The 18,624-nt window shown below is 44.0% G+C and carries 15 protein-coding genes and 1 pseudogene; 9 read left to right on the top strand and 7 right to left on the bottom strand.

Annotated elements, in window-relative coordinates; all coding sequences use genetic code 11:
- Window positions 1–170: 170 nt before the first annotated feature.
- On the bottom strand, window positions 171–653 hold the full coding sequence (locus INF29_RS11195) for a hypothetical protein (protein WP_072851783.1): 483 nt from the start codon (window positions 651–653) through the stop codon (window positions 171–173).
- Between the two features lie 225 nt (window positions 654–878).
- On the opposite strand from INF29_RS11195, the gene cls reads away from it, so the two are divergent.
- Together cls and INF29_RS11185 are read left to right on the top strand one after the other, a co-directional pair.
- Complete coding sequence (gene cls / locus INF29_RS11190) at window positions 879–2,345, top strand: cardiolipin synthase (RefSeq protein WP_072851787.1); 1,467 nt, start codon at window positions 879–881, stop codon at window positions 2,343–2,345.
- A gap of 25 nt (window positions 2,346–2,370) precedes the next feature.
- Window positions 2,371–3,120, top strand: coding sequence for an acyl-[acyl-carrier-protein] thioesterase (locus INF29_RS11185; protein ID WP_193486622.1), 750 nt, complete (start codon window positions 2,371–2,373; stop codon window positions 3,118–3,120).
- A 90-nt stretch (window positions 3,121–3,210) separates the two neighbouring features.
- Here the strand turns inward: INF29_RS11185 and INF29_RS11180 are convergent, their stop codons facing one another.
- Entirely contained in the window at window positions 3,211–4,407 is a 1,197-nt protein-coding gene (locus INF29_RS11180) for an MFS transporter (protein WP_193486620.1), read from the bottom strand.
- Window positions 4,408–4,445: 38 nt separating this feature from the next.
- Window positions 4,446–5,315, bottom strand: a complete 870-nt coding sequence (locus tag INF29_RS11175; protein ID WP_193486618.1) for a methionyl aminopeptidase — start codon at window positions 5,313–5,315, stop codon at window positions 4,446–4,448.
- A 224-nt stretch (window positions 5,316–5,539) separates the two neighbouring features.
- On the opposite strand from INF29_RS11175, the gene cysK reads away from it, so the two are divergent.
- Window positions 5,540–6,472 carry a cysteine synthase A gene (gene cysK, locus INF29_RS11170; RefSeq protein ID WP_193486616.1) on the top strand — a complete coding sequence of 311 codons (933 nt, stop codon included), beginning with the start codon at window positions 5,540–5,542 and terminating at the stop codon, window positions 6,470–6,472.
- Window positions 6,473–6,695: 223 nt separating this feature from the next.
- On the opposite strand, the gene ytvI is transcribed toward cysK, so the two are convergent.
- The 3 genes and pseudogenes from ytvI to INF29_RS11155 form a co-directional block, all read right to left on the bottom strand.
- On the bottom strand, window positions 6,696–7,760 hold the full coding sequence (gene ytvI / locus INF29_RS11165; protein WP_193486614.1) for a sporulation integral membrane protein YtvI: 1,065 nt from the start codon (window positions 7,758–7,760) through the stop codon (window positions 6,696–6,698).
- A 185-nt stretch (window positions 7,761–7,945) separates the two neighbouring features.
- A pseudogene (locus INF29_RS15370) lies at window positions 7,946–8,125 on the bottom strand (manganese catalase family protein); the annotation flags it as partial.
- A 35-nt stretch (window positions 8,126–8,160) separates the two neighbouring features.
- Complete coding sequence (locus INF29_RS11155; RefSeq protein WP_193486612.1) at window positions 8,161–9,657, bottom strand: hypothetical protein; 1,497 nt, start codon at window positions 9,655–9,657, stop codon at window positions 8,161–8,163.
- A 266-nt stretch (window positions 9,658–9,923) separates the two neighbouring features.
- Here INF29_RS11155 and INF29_RS11150 point away from each other — a divergent pair, with 266 nt between their 5' ends.
- The 6 genes from INF29_RS11150 to INF29_RS14760 all read left to right on the top strand — a co-directional run bounded on the left by INF29_RS11150 (window position 9,924) and on the right by INF29_RS14760 (window position 18,440).
- A complete protein-coding gene (locus tag INF29_RS11150) occupies window positions 9,924–10,061 on the top strand; it encodes a hypothetical protein (RefSeq protein ID WP_191344948.1) in 138 nt (45 codons plus the stop codon).
- A gap of 19 nt (window positions 10,062–10,080) precedes the next feature.
- Window positions 10,081–10,959 carry a recombinase family protein gene (locus tag INF29_RS15100; RefSeq protein ID WP_330608323.1) on the top strand — a complete coding sequence of 293 codons (879 nt, stop codon included), beginning with the start codon at window positions 10,081–10,083 and terminating at the stop codon, window positions 10,957–10,959.
- 15 nt (window positions 10,960–10,974) lie between these two features.
- Entirely contained in the window at window positions 10,975–11,634 is a 660-nt protein-coding gene (locus INF29_RS14945) for a DUF4368 domain-containing protein (protein ID WP_272872652.1), read from the top strand.
- A gap of 276 nt (window positions 11,635–11,910) precedes the next feature.
- A complete protein-coding gene (locus INF29_RS15095) occupies window positions 11,911–16,110 on the top strand; it encodes an S-layer homology domain-containing protein (RefSeq protein ID WP_193486610.1) in 4,200 nt (1,399 codons plus the stop codon).
- Between the two features lie 321 nt (window positions 16,111–16,431).
- Complete coding sequence (locus tag INF29_RS14765; protein WP_193486608.1) at window positions 16,432–17,493, top strand: DNA cytosine methyltransferase; 1,062 nt, start codon at window positions 16,432–16,434, stop codon at window positions 17,491–17,493.
- Window positions 17,490–18,440: a HaeIII family restriction endonuclease gene (locus INF29_RS14760; RefSeq protein WP_193486606.1), complete on the top strand. Its 951-nt coding sequence runs from the start codon at window positions 17,490–17,492 to the stop codon at window positions 18,438–18,440. The genes INF29_RS14765 and INF29_RS14760 overlap by 4 nt, the downstream gene beginning before the upstream one ends.
- A gap of 105 nt (window positions 18,441–18,545) precedes the next feature.
- On the opposite strand, the gene INF29_RS15365 is transcribed toward INF29_RS14760, so the two are convergent.
- Window positions 18,546–18,624: IS3 family transposase (locus tag INF29_RS15365; protein ID WP_408626509.1), on the bottom strand; the 79-nt coding region annotated here is incomplete at its 5' end.

The raw sequence follows: 18,624 nt of genomic DNA, 5'->3' as shown, positions 1-18,624 counted from the left end.
CCTGCTTCTATAATTTTGGTTGCCAGACCATTTTCATTATAACGCAGGAGGTTTCTTTCTTATACTAAAGTATTTTTACCTACCCCCAGTTGAACTGGGGGTTTTGTCATACCTGTTCGGCGTACAAAAAAGAAAGCTGAAATCTTTTAAGATTTCAGCTTTTTGTTTGCTTATTTTTTGTTTTTTGTTTTCTGGGACTGATCGGAAACCACATTGTTCATACGTGTGGTCATTTTTTCTGTGAATGTTTTCTTTTTCTTATCAGCCAGATTCATGCCGGTTACGCTGACGATATACATGCCTGCAATGTCTACTTTCAGGGATTTTTTCACGGGCAGTACTTCGTAAACGGGTTTATCACACATCAGTGTCACAATCTGGGGACCAATTTTTGCTTTTACCAGATTTGCCTTACGCATTTTTGCCATTTTGGGCAGCTGATCGAAAACAGCTTTAGGCAGGTTGGTAGGGGAAGGTTTTTCCTGTTTTTTGTCGATGATGAACGCCTGTACAGTCATACGGTTCTGGTCGATGAAATCCTGTGCCTGGATCATGCGGCGCATGGTCTTTTTATTCAGATAATAAGCGCCTGCCAGCAGAGCAGCCACAACAATCAGTGCAATGATGATGATATCGGATGCGTTAATGTTCACAAAATGTTCCTCCTTGCAGTAAAAAGCCCAAAAGGCTTTTCCTTTGTATTTCTCACGTCACTCTATTGTATCAGAGATTAGAAGAATAGGGAAGTGGAAAAGTGAAAATTTTCAAAATTTTTGCTGCACCTCAACTTGCGGTCAAGACGTATTTTGCGTATACTATATTATGGAATTTTATTTGAATTTCTCATATTTTATATTTGGAAAGAAAGGGGGAAGTCTATGGAGATTGTTTCCATTCTGGCGTATATCGCCATAGGGATTTTGGTCATCAACGTGATTTTGGCTGGCTTTGTGGTGTTTTTTGAACGAAGAAATCCTGCCAGCAGCTGGGCGTGGCTTTTTGTGCTGCTGTTCATCCCGGTGTTTGGATTCGTCATTTACATGATATTCGGCAGGAACAGCAAACGGGAAAAAATGTTCCGGGTCAAAGAGGAGTATGACCGAGAGGTTTATTACAAATATCTGCTCCAGGATGAGCGATGTGTGGGCAGGGTAAAAGCCCAGAAAGAAATCATCGAAAAAGGCGGCAGACTGGTGGATGCGGAATATCTGACAGACCTTGCTTATCTGCATTTGAACTCCGGCAACTGGATGACATTCAACAATAAGGTGACACGGTTTATCACTGGGGCTGACAAATTTGAGGCGCTTGTCCGTGACATTCGTCAGGCAAAGGAATTTATCCATCTGGAATATTATATCTGGCGTGGGGACAAGCTGGGCACCCGTCTGGTGGAGGAACTGACGAAAAAAGCAGAGGAAGGCGTGGAAGTGCGTCTGCTTTATGACGGCATGGGGAATTCCAGACTGCCCAAAGACTTTTTTGACAAACTGCACGCAGCTGGCGGATACACAGCGGCGTTTTTGCCGCCATTCATTGTGCGTATCAACTACCGCAACCACAGAAAGCTTTGTATCATCGACGGGAAAGTGGGCTATATCGGCGGCTTTAACGTGGGCGATGAATATCTTGGCATTGTCAAACGCTATGGTCCTTGGCGGGATACCCACCTGCGGGTGGTAGGCGACGCCATCGACCAGATGCAGATTCGTTTTATCAAAGACTGGAATTTTACCACACGTTATGGTGCTGTCCAGTTGGAACAGCGGTATTTCCCGCTCAGAGAACAGACGGAAGGCATCCGTATGCAGATTGTTTCCAGCGGTCCTGATACCAAATGGCATAACGTACACAACGGCTATTTTAAAATGATCAATGAAGCGGAGCATCATATTTATCTGACAACGCCTTACTTTGTACCGGATGACGGTATTTTCGAAGCTCTGCGGGTGGCAGCTCTTTCCGGGCTGGATGTGCGGATACTGATTCCCGGCAACCCAGACCATTTCTTTGTATACTGGGCAAGTATGTCCTATTTGGGACAGCTGTTGGAAGCAGGCGTGAGATGTTATCAGTACGAAAGAGGTTTCATCCATTCCAAGAGTTTGTGCATCGACGGGAAAATGTCCTCTGTGGGCACAGCCAATATGGATATTCGCAGCTTTGACCTGAACTTTGAAGTCAACGCCTTTTTGTATGATGCCGCTTTTACCAGAGAACTGGAACAGGACTTTTTGAACGATTTGAAAAGCTCTGTAGAGATCACCAGAGAATGGTATTACAGAAGAAGATGGTGGTTCAAGGTGAAAGAAGCCGTGGCAAGGCTCATTTCCCCTATGCTGTAAGAACTGCCGGAAAGGAAGGTTTTTTATGGAACGCAAAGGATATGCGGAAGAACAGACCATCAATTATTATCAGGTAGACCAGAAAGGAACGCTTTCTCCGGCGGCACTGCTGTCTGCCCTGCAAAATGCGGCCATTGACCACTCAGATACACTGGGTTATACCTTGGACTATCTGGCGGAGCTTCAGTGCGGCTGGGCAGTTATCAACTGGCATATTATGGTATATCGTATGCCTGCCCACAGAGAAACCATCCGGCTGGAAACATGGAGCAACAAATGCCGGAAAATGCAGGCAGAAAGAGGATATTATCTCTTTGACGAAAAGGGAGAAAAGATTGCTGATGGTATGTCCCGCTGGATTTACATGGATTTTGCAAAGCGCAAACCCACCAATATGCCCGATGACATGATTGAGAAATACGGCACCAACCAGCCCCCTGCCATTGAAGGGGAAAAGTTCCGTATGCCGCCTATGCCTGAAGGGGAACCTGCGGCACAGCAGAGATTTACAGTGACCCGCAGAGATACGGATACCAATGGTCATGCCAATAACGTGAAATATCTGGAATGGGCATTGGATGATGTGCCTGATGAAATTTATGACGGCATGACACTGAAGGACATCCGTGTGGTATACCGAAAGGAATGCCGCAGAGGTGATGTGGTGCATACCAAAACTTTTGTGGAAGAAAAAGACGGCCAGTGGGAAACCATCACATTCATTTTTGATGAAGAAGAAACCGTGCTGACGGAAATCGCTATTTTATGGGCATAAGAAAAGTGCCCGAATTGCGATGGGTAATAAAATCTCAATGAAAATAAGAAAGCTGAAATCCTTTGTATGGATTTCAGCTTTTTTGTTTTCTTATGATTCGGCACTTTTTTGCGTTTCAGAAAAGATAATGGGTCCTGTTTTTTCCGCGCCAAGGAAGAAGCAGATCAGACCAATGACGGCAATGGCAGCGGTCACCAGGATAGCCGCTGTGATGCCCCAAAGGGTGATGAAATGGCCGCAGAGAAAGCTGCCGGCGATGTTGCCGATGGTGATGGCAATGGTGATCATTGCCTGTCCTTTTACTTTGTCCCCGGCAGGAAGAATGGCATTTGCATAGTAAACAGAAGCCGGTGTGAACAGGGCAAAGGAAAAAATCTGTGTCAGAAAGGCCACGTAAATCAAAGGCAGAGTAGGTGCCAAGGGAACAAAAATGGCTTTCAGCACAAAAAAGATGGCGGTGAAACGTAAGATGTTGCCGCAGTCCCGTCCTTTGACGAATCTGGAAAAGCCGATCATCACGAAAAATTCCAGTACGGCTGTATATGCCATGACCTGCCCCAGTTCCTGATTGCCTTTGCCGATTTTCTGCAGAATCTGAATCATGTAGGTGTTGATGGCACTATGGGAAATGAAAATGAGGATGATGCCCAGACAGAGGACAGCAAACCGATGGTTTTCCCGCAGTATGGAAACGGTACCCCGAGAGGATACGATGGATGAGCCGCTCCGCTTGGTTTCTGGAAATGCCTGCAACAATACTGCCATAAGCAGATACAGCAGACTGCCAATGACAGGCAGACACCGCAGACCAAAAATCAGCGTCAAAGACCCGAGGAAAAAGGCAAGGACAGCATAGGACATGGAGCCGATGCCGCGGGCAGCGCCGAAATTCAGATAATATCCGTTATTGAGCAGATGCATGCCTAATGCGCTCAAAAGAGGCTGGAAGGCAAGATGCAGCAGAAGCAGAATCACATAACAAACGCCGGAAAGGGCTTGCTGTGGAAAGAAAAACAGCAGAACCATAGGGACGATGGTCAAAAGACAGATCAGCGTCATCAAAGACCGCAGAGAAAACCGCTTTCCCCGGTCAGCTGCCGCAGCCGCGAAGGGCTGAAACACAGCGGAAAAAACACAGGCCAGCGCAATGAGTGTGCCGACCTGTGAATCCGTATAGTTTCTGTCTAAAAGGACTACGGCGGCAAAGGTATAGATGGCGCCGTAACTCATCCAGTAGAGTCCCTGTAAGGCGCTGTAACAGTTGGAAATGTGTTTGGAACCGTTCATAAATGCAACACCTCACGTTTTCATTTGTGTGAATCAAATCAATGGGTAATGACTTCTACGCCGTCTTCGGTGATGGCAACGGTGTATTCCCACTGAGCGGAAAGGGAACCGTCTTCTGTGTAGATAGTCCAGCCGTTTTCTTCATCCTGGAAGAAATCTTCTTCCCCTTCGTTTACCATGGGTTCGATGGTGAATACCATGCCGGGAACCAGCAGCATGCCGGTGCCTTTTTTGCCGATGTGGCATACATAAGGTTCTTCGTGGAAGTCGTTGCCAACACCGTGACCGCCGATGTCATGAAGGACAGTATAGCCGTGAGCATAAACGTGTTTGCTGATAACTTCGCCGATGTCACCCAGATGACCCCAAGGTTTTACTTCTGCCAGGGCAAGGTCAACAGATTCTTTTGTGACTTCCACCAGTTTTTTGGCTTCGTCGCTGACCTGACCAATGCAGAACATACGGGATGCATCTGCGTAATACCCATCCAGAATGGTGGTAACGTCTACATTGATGATGTCCCCATCCTGCAGGATTTCGTCGGGAGAGGGGATACCGTGGCAGATGACATCGTTTACGGATGTGCAGACACTCTTAGGGAATCCGCAGTAGTTCAGAGGTGCGGGGATGCCGCCGTGTGCGATGGTGTATTCATGAACCAGTTTGTTGATGTCTTCTGTGGACATGCCTGCGTGGATGTTTTTTGCTACCATATCCAGAATTTCTGTGTTCAGTTTGCCGGCTTTGCGGATGCCTTCCAGCTGTGCCGGTGTTTTGATGAGAGAGTGGGGAGGTACTTTTTCCCCTTTGGATTTCAGTTCTGCCAGTTTTTCGTCAAAATCTGCGTGGCAGACTTTATATTTTTTTCCGCTGCCGCACCAGCAGGGATCGTTGCGTCCGATTTTCATTTGAATCGTTCCTTTCTATATCTCAATCAATGAATATTTCCATTAAAATACTAGCACAAAAAAAGAACGTATACAAGGAAAAGAAAGCGAAACAAGCATGAAGTTTATTTGAAGGCAGCGGCGGAATGTGGTAATATGAGAACAGATGCAGGCTGAAAAAAACAGCTTGACATACAAAACCTATAGTGATACTATGTTTAAAAATCGCGGAAAGGATGATTCCCATGGCAAAGATTTACAAAAATATAGAAGAATTGATCGGCAAAACGCCGTTACTGGAACTGACACATTTGGAAGAAATCCATAATCTGGATGCGAAAGTTTTGGCAAAAGTGGAGTTTTTGAACCCCGGCGGCAGTGCCAAAGACCGTGTAGCAAAGAAAATGGTGGAAGATGCGGAAGCAAAAGGTCTTTTGAAAGCAGGCGCGACTATCATCGAACCTACCAGCGGCAATACGGGCATTGGTCTGGCTGTTATGGCAGCGGCAAGAGGCTACAGAGCCATCATCGTGATGCCTGACAGCATGAGCATGGAACGCCGTCTGCTCATGTCTGCTTTCGGTGCGGAATTGGTGCTGACAGAAGGGGCAAAAGGCATGGCTGGTGCCATTGCCAAAGCGGAAGAACTGGCAAAAGAAATCCCCGGCGCATTCATTCCCGGACAGTTTGACAACCCTGCAAACCCGCAGGCGCATTACGAAACAACAGGTCCTGAAATCTATGAAGATACCGACGGCAAAGTGGATATTTTCGTAGCAGGCATTGGTACCGGCGGCACCATCACTGGGGTAGGTCGTTATCTGAGAGAAAAGAATCCCGATGTTCAGATTATCGGTGTGGAACCTGCTTCCTCTCCTCTGCTGACAGAAGGCAGAGCCGGCAGCCATGGCTTGCAGGGCATCGGCGCAAACTTTGTGCCTTCCATTCTGGATACAAAGCTGTATAACGAAATTATCACCGTTACAGAAGAAGCGGCTTATGCAGCAGGCAGAGAAGTGGCACAGAAAGAAGGTCTGTTGGTGGGCATTTCCGCAGGGGCAGCCATCCATGCGGCTCTGGAAGTGGCAAAACGTCCCGAAAATAAGGGTAAGAACATCGTCGTTCTGCTGCCCGATACTGGCGACAGATATTTGTCCACACCCATGTTTCAGGCATAAAGTATAAGAAAAAAGCGTTTTCGGTAAAAGCAATTTCCCCTTAAGAACACATGGATTTTCCTTTTCCTTAATTTCTTAAGGGGAAGTGCAACGGCTGTCTTCATAAGAAAACATAACAAATAAAATCTGAACAAAATAAGAAAGCCAAAATCCTTTGTAATGATAAGGGTTTTGGCTTTTTTGTTTTCTTATGAAGATGCCCCTAAACCGAAAACGCTTTTTTTTATGTGGTTGGTGGTTTTTCGCGGGTCTGGAAGTATGCCTGCAACATGACTGCAATGACAGGACCCAGAAGCAGACCCCAGAAGCCGATGCATTTATATCCAAAGTACATGGAAAACAGTGTCAGCAAAGGATGCAGACCAATCTGTGTACCAAGAATCTTTGGCTGCATGATTTGTCGCATGATCTGTACAGCGGCGTAAATGACCATATAACCAATGGCAAGCTTGGGAGAGCCAAGAATCAGATGGATGACGGCTCCCGGCCAGAGAATGAAGCCGCTGCCAAAGAACGGCAGGGCATCAATGATGGCAATGATGACACTGAGCAGCAGTGCAAAGGGAGAACGCAGTACCATAAGACCGATGAATGTGATGGCAAAGGTATAAATCATCAGAATCAGCTGTGTTTTGATATAGCCCCATACGGATGTTTTCAGATTCCGCTTTGTATTATGGATGGATGTGCGGAACAGGGAAAGCACATATTTTTCATAAAGGCTGCGAATGAGGGCTGCATCTTTTGTGAAGAAATAGGAGGACAGCAGCGCAATGAGCACACCCAGCAGAAAATTCGGTACGGAAGTCAGGGATGAAGAACCTGTGCTCTGCACCAGAGAAAGCAGTATGGAGGACAGATTGCCCCGCAGCTGCTCTGTGGAGTTTTGAATGAGATTTTGCAGCGGGTCAGGCAGTACCACCAGCAGACTATCCAACTGTGTCCAAAACCGATTCAATGCGTTTTGAATCAGGAGCATGTACTGGGGCATGAGCCGCAGGAAGGATTGTGCCTGTGCGGCGATGCGGTTGCCAATGAGAGCAACAAAAAGGGAAATCAGCCCCAAAAATAATAGGATGCAGAACAAAGACGCAATCCAGCGGGGAATGTGCCGCTTTTCCAGATAAGTTGCCAGTGGACGGAATAGAAGGCTCAGGAGCCAGCCCACCAGAAAAGGCAGAAAAATCGGGAATAAGTAGCGGAAAAAGAGAAAACAAAACAATATGGTGGCACCCAGAATGAGAAAATCCTGGAGAGCCTGTCTGTTTTTCAAATAAAAATCGCGCATACGGCGGTCACCTCCCAATGCTGTGCGTCATACACAAGCATATGAATCTTACTTCTTATTATAAGACTTTTTCACAGAAAGAACACGTTTTTTTCTATGATTTTCATGAAAAGAAAAGGGCATACAAAAAACAGGAAGCCTGTTGGGGATAACAAGGCTTCCTGCTGCTTTTTAGCGGGATTTGCTTATTTGAAGAACCAGTGTTTTTGATTCAGATGATCTCTGGCAATTTCCAGTGCTTCTCCGAACCGCTGGAAGTGCACCACTTCCCGTTCCCGCAGGAACCGCAGGGGGGCCAGAACGTCCGGGTCTTCCGCCAAGTCGATGAGGTATTCATAGGTGCTGCGGGCTTTCTGCTCTGCTGCACCTTTGGAAGTGTCATGTGAGAAGTGCTGTAGTGTTAGCTGTACAGATCGATGCCTTCGTCTGATGGATAAAATTGCAGGGCATCTTCCAATGTCTGAAATGCGCCAGCATAGTTCCAACTGTTTGTCATTCTCTTTTCCATTGCTGTCATAACAGGATACTGCACCCAGCTTTTCTGATGTACATAATTGATCCAACTGCTGATAATGTATCCATCCTGCACTTCCTCAATGGGATATGCGATATAGCCTCTATAACTGCTGCCCTGTCGAGGCATAGAGAATGTGGCAAACACATCGGTGTTGTCTTGGGGACCAAAGAAGAAACTGTTGGAAGCATATGTTTGTGTGCCCAATGAATAATAGTCTGCTGCAAAGGTTTCTTCGTTGCTGTTATATAAAACACGCCCTGTTACATCGCCGCCGGAATCCCATCCGTCGGAAAGATCTCTGTAAACAGGCCAAAGCTGAATGGCTTCTGTTCCATAAAATCCGGGACTTTTTGTCCATAGAAAGTGATGGAAGATGATCCAACGCTCTCGTTCGGCTGGAACCTGCACACCAATGCCTGTGACACGAAGATTTGGAGTATCATAAGCGGAATCACCTGTGTCTTCATAATCCTCCAGAGGTATGTCGGTTACATCAACAACGACCTGCAGGGCACCGCTGCAAGCGGCAATGTCTTCCGCACGGAGGTCGTTCAGGATATAGGCAGGAAATCCAAGGTCTATGAGCTGTGCTTTGATGTCCTCCACATTATTGTGTTCATCAGCAGGCAGTGCAGTCCATTTCATCGGATAACTGCTGCAAAAAAGATAACCGCATGCGCCGCCAATGAGCAGCAGAACAAGAAGGACAATGGTGATCCGTCGGTTTGTCCATTTGACAGGAACGTCGCTGATTTCGTATCCTGCTTCATCCAGTTCTTTGGATAATTTATTCAGCTTGTAGATAATGCGGCAATAGGCAATAAACATGATCAGGGCAATGATAAAGCCGTTGTAGTGTACCAAAGCGAGGAGGCATATCAGGCAATACCAAACAATTAGGGCAGCTGCGCTGCCTGCGTGAGGAGAAAGCCCGGCTTTTTGCCGAATGGAGAGAAAGCCCTGCCAAAGGCAAACAAAAAGCGCAAACTGTAAAAGCAGATTTGCAATGAACAGCACAGTGTTCATTGCCGATGAATATATGGTGCTGTGCAGTATGGTGGTGTTCCATATCAGCATCCAGAAGAAATATGCGGTGCGAATGATGGAGATGATAAAACATCTTTTGAACCACTTGTTTTCATGTTGTAAGGCACGAAAACCAAAAAGAAGCAGCATGGTTCCAATGGTTGGGAAAATGTAATTAAGAAGTCCAAAGTTCAATGTAATGGCAGTCAGTGTTATGCCTACCAAAATGCGGTTCATGGACTTCTTCCAAAGGGTTTCTTCTGCGGCAGTATCTTGGGATGGTAATTTTGGAGCGGTGTTGTTGTCTGTGGATTCGCATATGTCATTCATGGTTTTTTGTTCAAGATCAGCCATATCTTCTACCTCCTTATATTTTTTGCTGCGGCATTCCCTTTCGCTTCTTATAGTATGATTGTAGCAAAAAAGCATACGGGCTTCTATGGTATTGCCAAAACGTAAAAAAGAAGTAAGAAATGGGCGTATAAATGCGAGGGGCTGTTTTTCGAATGATTTGAAAGAGAAATGTTTTAGAAGCTTCTCTTTTTTTCAACCATTCGACAGAGTCAAACAAGAAAATGGACATCCCAAAGGGCATAAATAAATATAGGGAGGTGGACTGTATGAAAGAAAGACAGGAAAATACCTGTAAAAGTGTATTTCGAGACGGCAACAGCGAACCAAGACGGGAACAATTCACAAAGGCTTGGATCAGCCTCATCAATCAAATGGAGCGGAACAAAGAAATGCTTCACAGATGATAGAGAGGAGGTAATCCATGTGAAGGCAGCCATCTATTGTAGACTATCGGAAGAAGATCAGGATAAGCGCAGCTTTGCGGACGACAGCGCCAGTATCCAGAATCAAAAATCCATGCTGGTGCAGTATGCCATAGAACAGGGCTGGGAGATTTACGGCATTTACAGCGATGATGACTATGCTGGTGCTGATCGGAATCGACCGGCGTTTCGGCGTCTTTTGGAAGATGCGGAAAAAAGGCTTTTTGACATCATCCTTTGCAAGACCCAGTCCCGTTTTACAAGGGAATTGGAGCTGGTGGAAAAATACCTCCATGGGTTATTTCCCCAGTGGGGCATCCGGTTTGTCAGCATTGTGGACAATGCCGATACAGACGTGAAAGGTAACAAAAAATCACGGCAGATCAATGGTCTGGTCAACGAATGGTATCTGGAGGATATGTCCGATAATATCCGAAGTGTCCTGCGGAACCGGCGGAAAAATGGATTTCATATTGGCGCTACGGCATTGTATGGGTATCAGAAAGACCCGGAACGAAAGGGGCATCTTATCATTGATGAGGAGGCGGCGCAGGTGGTGCGGGAAGTTTTTACGTTGTTTTCCCAAGGATATGGGAAGTCTGCCATAGCTCGAATGCTCAATGACAGAGGTGTGCCCAATCCTACAGAATATAAACGCCGAAAAGGAATCATCAAAGCGCCGGCAAAGCAGAAAAACAGCACTTTGTGGAAATATTACACCATTGCGGACATGCTGGAAAACGAAATGTACATAGGCAATATGGTGCAGGGGAAATACGGCAGTGTTTCTTATAAAACAAAGAAAAACAAGCCTCGCCCCAAGGAACAATGGTATCGGGTCGAAGGAACCCATGAACCTATCATAGAAAAAGAATTGTGAGAAAAGGTAAAAGCAATGCGGGAACAAAAAGCAAAGCCTTTTATCACTGGTACCATTGGGCTGTTTTCTGGTAAAGCTCGCTGTGGGGAATGTGGCTATGTGCTGCGCTCGGGGAAACGGGGAGAGTGGCGGTTTTTGACTTGCCCCAACCGTTCTGTGTCAAAAGATGCCTGCAGAGGCGCTTTTATTTCTGTCAGCCGCTTGGAAAGCAAAGTTATGGAGGAGCTGAAACGGCTAGCAGAGAATTATCTGGATCAGGAAGCCTTGGAACAGGGAATCCAATGGGATAAGGAATATGAAAAACAGAAAAACAGTGTTGCGAATCGGATGAAATTTTACGAAAAAAAGATTCTAGATTGCAAAAAAGCCCTTCGGGCGTTATATCTGGATCAGGTGCGAGGAATTTTGACAGAAGAAGATTATCTGGACATGACAAGGGCGTTTTCCGTGGAGAAGAAGCGACTGGAAGAAGCGATGAAAATATGCAAAGAACAGATTCAGGAAATAGAAGAGCGGAAAAAGGCAGGAGGAAATGGGAAAGAGTTGGTGGAAAAATATATCCATGTGGAACATCTGACCAGAGAGATGGTGGAAGCATTGGTCGATCATGTGGATGTGGGAAGAAGGATTTCTGGGTCGAGAGATGTGCCTATTACGATATATTGGAATTTTTGAGGACGGCAAAGAGGACTTTGTCGTCTTTTTGTATAAGAAAATAGACAGCTGTTTTGCAGAGAAAGCTAATATGAGATCTCATTGTAAAAAATGAAATCAATAATAGATATAAATATGTTTAAATGCTATAAAAGCAATTCGTAATTTCTATATTTTTATTGAAAGCACATGACAAACATGCTACACATGAACACATGTAGAGCATACATAATTTTTTTTATTACAAAGATTTACTTTAATAAGGAAAACGTATATCAGGAAAAGGAGGAGTTTTCGGTGAAGAGAAAAGTATTGCCTTGCTTTATGGCACTGTCTATGACATTGACTGCTGTACCGAATGTAGCAATGGCGGAAGATGGCAGCATGAACGAAGCAGGAACAGTTGTAGAAACAACAACAGAAACAGAAACGACAACAGGGACAGAACCTGCGAAAGAATCTGAGGGAGAAGTGGAGGCACCCGAAGTTGTTGATACAGCAGAAGGTACACCCGTAAATAATGGGGCGACAGAAGGAACTGTTGTAGAAGCGACAGAAATCCAGCCGGCAATGGAAGTGGCAACAGAGGAAGTTGCTGCAAAAAATGGCGTGGTGAAATCTGTAGGTACAGCTGAAGATTTGAACAAAGCTGTTTTGGAAGCGCAGGATGGTGTGGAAACAACTATTCAGTTGACAGATAACATCACATTGGATGCAACACTTGTGATTCCGGCTAGTAAAGAAATTAAGTTGGATTTAGGCGATCATAGACTGAGTATTACGGCATCTACAAAGCACGTTATTCAAAATTCTGGGAAATTAACAGTAGAAAATGGAGAAATTTTTGGTGCAGAGAGTAATAAAGTAAGTGACAGCGGGGTTGCAATCTATAATAACAGCGGTGCTACTGTAGTATTAAATGGGGCAGAAAATGGATCTGAACTTACTGTAAAAGGTACAAGAACAGGTTTGGAGAATTATGGTACTGCGGTGATAAATGGTGGTACTGTTACAAGTTTCTATAGAAATGCTATTTATACAGAAGCAGGAAGTGAAACAACAATCAATGGTGGACAAGTTATCGCATCTATGGGTTCGTCTGGTATGGGGCGTGCCGTATCTGCCGTTGGTGATTTAACAATTCATGGTGGATATTTTTATGCTGGCGGTTCTAGCGGAGCTGGAGATGCTTTTGTAAATGCAATTAGTATCTTTAATGGTGCAAAATTGGTTATTGATCCAAAAGAAGGAAAAACAGTGGATGTTATTTCAGAAACAGACTATGCGGTTTCTTGTTCAAATGCCACAGTAGAAATTCGAGGAGGCAATTTTGCCTGCAATGGTGATCGAAATGATTTGAAGACTTTCGAAAATGGAAGTATCCAAATTTATGGAGGCAGCTTTTTACATGAGCCCGCTAAGCAATTTTTGGCTGAAAATTGTTTGGCAATAGAGGAAAATGGCAAGTATGTGGTAAAACAATTTGAAAAATCTGAGGTGATTGTTCAGAATTACGATGAATTGGTAAATGCGCTCAATAGTCCTATTACAGAACCGAAAGAAATTACAGTGGACGCAGATATCGAAATTCCAGAACAGGCTGACCTTACATTGAAAGAAGGTTTTACTTTAGAGGTATCTGAAGATAAAACATTTACCGTTCAGGGTACTTTCCGCTTGAATGGGAAGATGACGAATAATGGCGTTTTAGATGTAACAGAAAGCGGTTTCGTAGAATATCCATTGCATATTACAAACAATGGGGAAATCAGTGGATATCCTGAGGCTGTCAATGGTGTTTGTGAAATTTCTACACCTATGGAATTGCAGTGGCTTTCTTGCATTACAGAATGGGACAATGAAAATATTCCTGAAAAAATTGTACTGACTGCAGATATTGATCTGCCTCAGGATGTTATTTTCACACAGATTGGTGTTGAAGAAAGACCATATCATAACTCTGTTTTTGATGGACAAAATCATACCATTTCCAATTTGCAGATTGAAGCAATGGTTGATGGCAGCTTGTTCGGTACAGCACAGGAAGTAACAATCAAGAACTTAACAATTGACCATGCAACTGTTACAAGTACAGATGCGTATATTGGTGCGTTGGTAGGTCTGATCAAAGAAAACGCAACAATTGATAACGTTCACATTGTAAATAGTACAGTAAAGAGCCCTGTTAGCTATGGCGTTGGTGGATTTGCTGGACAAATTTGGACAAAAGATGAGAATGCCAGAGTAGAATTTATCAATTGTTCCACAACCAATACAAAAGTAGAAGGTTACGCCAATGTTGGCGGTATCTGGGGAACAAGTACTGGCTCTCTTGGTACAATCGGTATTTATAATAGTGTGATTTCTGGTACAGTAAACGCAATCAATGTCAATGGTGCATTTTGTGGTGGATTCGGAAACAGTGCGAAGGTGCAGGTTATCGGATTGGATAAAGATGCAGTTGACCTGACAGTTAAAGGAGAATCCAAAGACGTATTGGTATCTGCATCCTCTGCTGACAAACAGGATATTGATGAAGCAGATAAAGGAAACCATGCAATCAAAGATGAAAACGGCAATTGGGTTTCCAATACTGATGGCAGTGGAACAACAAAAGAGATTGTTGCAAAAATTGGCAGTGTGGAATACACATCTTTGAATGCAGCCATCAATGATGCGAAAGATGGCGATGTGATCACTTTACAGAAAGATATTGTAAACTCTGATTATACAAACCCTACTCAAATTAGCATCAATAAGAATGTTACATTAAATGGTAATGGACATGAAGTGGAAGGCAATGTTGCGATTTATGTTGCTGCCTCCAATGCAGATACAACAATTACCAACATTCGCTTTACTGATATCCATAATTCTATTAATAATCTTAGTCCTATTTACGCATCTGAATTAAGTGGAAAACTGACCATCACAAATTGCTCTTTTACAAACTGTGACTGGGATGCAATTCAGACTACACCAGTGGCGGGTGCTGAAATCGTGATCACAGACAACACATTCGAAGTGACAGACGACGCGACTGTAAAGGGACAGCGTTTTGTTCATATTCAGTCTACAGGCAGTGTAGATTTCAGTACTACTGTTACCAGAAATAAAATGATTGGCAATACCCAGCAGAGTGCGCTGGAAGTATATTATCCCGCAGACTTGGAAGATGTCATGTTAAGCGGAAACTATATTACATCCGATAATAAACTGTGTATTCTGGATGGAAAAGGCAATAATGTTTCTGAAATTGCTTATCCTATGGCAGATGAAAATTTGAAACCTGTTGAAGATGAAGTAGTTATTGTAAAAACAGGATATACTGCTGAAGCATATAAAACATTGGAAGAAGCTCTGGAAAATGTAAAAGGCAATAATGAGATTTCTTTGCTTCAGGACATCAGTATTTCAACAGAAACACGTATTCCTCAAAATGTTACATTTGATGCAAATGGAAACCGGATTAGTTTGCAGGCAGGTGCAAAACTGGTAGTTTATGTAGACATCAGCGATTCCATTGATGTTCCTTCTGGTTATAAACTGGAAGTCAGCGGAAATGAAACAGATGGCTTCACATATACTGCTGAGAAAAAATCTTCCGGCGGTTCTCACAGCTACGACGGCTACATCACTATCATCAACCCTAAGAACGGCACTGTTTCTGTCAGCGATGACTGGGCAGACGAAGACCAGAAAATCACACTGACTATCACACCTGACAAGGGCTATGTGGTAGACAAGATCGAAATTGTCGATGCAGAAGGCGACAAGATCGACGCAAAGAAAGTAGAAGACAAAGACAACGAATATACTTTCCGCATGGCAAACTGTGACGTGACAGTTACTGTAACCTTCAAAGAAGAAGGCAAAACAGAAGATAAAGAAGAAACAACAACAGAAGAAACAGAAGAAACCACAAAACCTGAAACCGTTGCTTTCTCTGATGTCAGCGAAAGCGATTGGTTCTACAAAGGCGTAAACTATGTGGTGGAAAACGGTATGATGAATGGTGTAGGTGAAAATCAGTTCGCACCCAATGCACCTCTGACCAGAGAAATGCTGGCAGTGGTTCTCTATAACATGGAAAAACAGCCTGAAAGCACAGGTGTAAATCCTTTTGCAGATGTGAAAGCAGATATGTGGTACACAGATGCCATTGTTTGGGCAAATGCAAATGGTATTGTAGCAGGCTATGATGACAGCACATTTGGTCTGGGCGATTCCATCACCAGAGAACAGCTGGCGGCAATCCTGTATCGTTACGCGCAGATGAAAGGCTATGACGTTACAGAAAAAGCAGATCTGACAGGCTACACAGACAGCGAATCCATCAGCGACTACGCGGTGGAAGCAATGCAGTGGGCAAATGCCAACGGCATTGTAAATGGCATGACAGAAACCACTCTGGCACCTCAGGGCACTGCAACCAGAGCACAGGTAGCAACTATGCTGATGAACTTCTGCGAAAATGTTGTAACAAAAGCAGAATAAGAACAAATCTGTTCTCAACTTACCTGCACATACAGCCGGAGGCGAAAGCTTCCGGCTTTTTGTATGAAAAAATGGACAAAAAGCATCCCTCCAAAATATTCATGAAAATGGCAGATGCAGCGTACACAAGGGCGCATGACGGAAATCGGATTGAAAAAAACAGCAAAGAATGCTATAATAATGCGACCTTTTATGATATGAGAACGAAGAAGTGTTTGAAGGAGCAAGAGGAATGCTTCATGAAAAGAAGAATTCTTTTTGCTGAACACAGAGACTTCCAGATAAAATACTGGAAGAATTTATGGACAAGGAGCAAAATGTATGAATGTAATTTCTTTATTTTCCGGATGCGGCGGTCTTGATCTGGGATTTGAGCGGGCTGGATTTCATATTCCCGTAGCAAACGAGTTTGATCAAACCATTTATGAGACATTTAAGATCAATCATCCAAAGACCCATTTGATCGAAGGTGATATCCGGCAGGTTACCAAAGAAGATATTGCTCCTTATATTGATGGAGAGGTGGACGGTATCATTGGCGGACCTCCTTGCCAATCTTGGTCTGAAGCAGGCGCATTGAGAGGAATCGAAGATGCCAGAGGAAAACTGTTTTATGATTATATCCGGCTCCTGAAAGAGTTTGCACCGAAATTTTTCCTGGCGGAAAATGTCAGCGGCATGCTGGCAAACAGACATAGTGAGGCTGTTCAGAATATCCTGCATATGTTTGAGGAGGCTGGGTATGATGTTTCCCTGACATTGGTCAACGCCAAAAATTATGGCGTGGCAGAAGAACGCAAAAGAGTTTTCTATATCGGTTTTCGCAAGGATCTGAATATCCAGTTTGTATTCCCAAAAGGTTCCACTGAGGAAGATGATGCCAAGCTTACCTTAAGAGATATTATTTGGGATTTGCAGGATACTGCTGTACCGGCAGGTCCTAAGAATCATCACAATCCTGAAGCGGTGAACAATAACGAATATTTCACAGGTGCCTTTTCCCCTATCTTCATGAGCCGCAATAGAGTGAAGGGGTGGGATGAACAGGCATTTACTGTACAGGCTTCTGGGCGTCAGTGCCAGCTTCATCCACAAGCACCTAAAATGCAGAAATTTGGCAAAGATGACTGTCGTTTTGTGGAAGGCAGTGAGCACCTTTATCGTCGAATGACCATTCGCGAGATTGCCAGAATACAGGGATTTCCTGATGATTTCCAGTTCCTCTATAAAGAAACAAACAACGCATATAAAATGATCGGAAATGCTGTCCCTGTGAACCTTGCTTATGAGATTGCAACGGCTATCAAGCTGTTTTTGCAGGGAGAAGGGGATAAGGTGATTGGAATGGATGTTGGCAAAAAGACGGGAGGAAAAAAGAAATGAGCACAAACAGCAATGACCAAGGAAGAGCCTATGAATATGCTTGGATGACTGCTTTATACAAAAAACTTGCTGCCGTCAGAAAGACCTGTGTTGTGGCAAATTCCAGTCTGGATGCCAACAAAAGGGCATGGAATGCCATCAGTCAGGACAAAAGGGAACTATATGCTCTCTCTGCTGATGCAGCGGTGGATATGGTTTTAGGGCTTGAGCCTTTGATGAAAGAAAATCAAGGGACGCTGTTTCTTGCTTTTCAGAAAGATGAAGCAGGAGAAAATGGGGATGTCCGCGATATTGTCATTTACCGGGAAGATATACCTTGGGAAGTGGGGCTGAGTATCAAGCATAACCATACGGCTGTCAAACACAGCAGGTTAAGCCATGTTCTGGATTTTGGAAAAGAATGGTATGGTATCCCTTGCAGCAAACAATATTGGGATGACATCCGCCCCATTTTTGCGATGCTGAATCGAGAGAAAGAACTTGGTACGAAATGGTCAGAGCTGCATGATAAAGATGGGGATGTATACATTCCTCTGCTGAAAGCTTTTTTGGATGAGGTAAACAGGGCTTATGAAAGGGAGCCGGAAGTTGCCATCAGAATGTTTGAATATTTGGTGGGTATGAAAGATTATCATAAGATCGTCAGCAACGACAGCAAGAAAATGACTTCCATTCATACATTCAATCTGCATGGCACATTGGGCAGATCCAGCCGGGAGAAAGCATCTGCTTTTGAAATTCCTGATGCCAGCGCGCCTATGAAGATACGTTCCATGGGATTTAAACAAGGGAGCAAAACAACCGTTCAAATCTATATGGATAACGATTGGGCATTCAGTTTTCGAATACATAGCGCCAGCACCCGTGTGCAGCCAAGTCTGAAGTTTGATATTCAATTTATTTCCATACCGGCTTCTGTTTTGAATGTGGAATGCTATTGGAAATAAAAATGAAATTTGTTTTTTAGAATTTGATAGGATAGTAAAAATGTCGAAAGGCGGAAATATGAACTGAACCCAAAAAGTTAGACAATATTTTCAAATTAAAATTGTTTAAGAAGCCAGAAGGGCTTGTTGTCTGTAAATTGCAGGTGGCAAGCCCTTTAACTTTGCTTTGATTCGATGGTTATTA

It is taken from the genome of Anaerotignum lactatifermentans (assembly GCF_014982935.1).
Taxonomy (GTDB): Bacteria; Bacillota; Clostridia; order Lachnospirales; family Anaerotignaceae; genus Anaerotignum; species Anaerotignum lactatifermentans.
The sequence above is the reverse complement of the archived record's forward strand: the minus strand, read 5'-3'. Positions and strand labels throughout refer to the sequence as shown.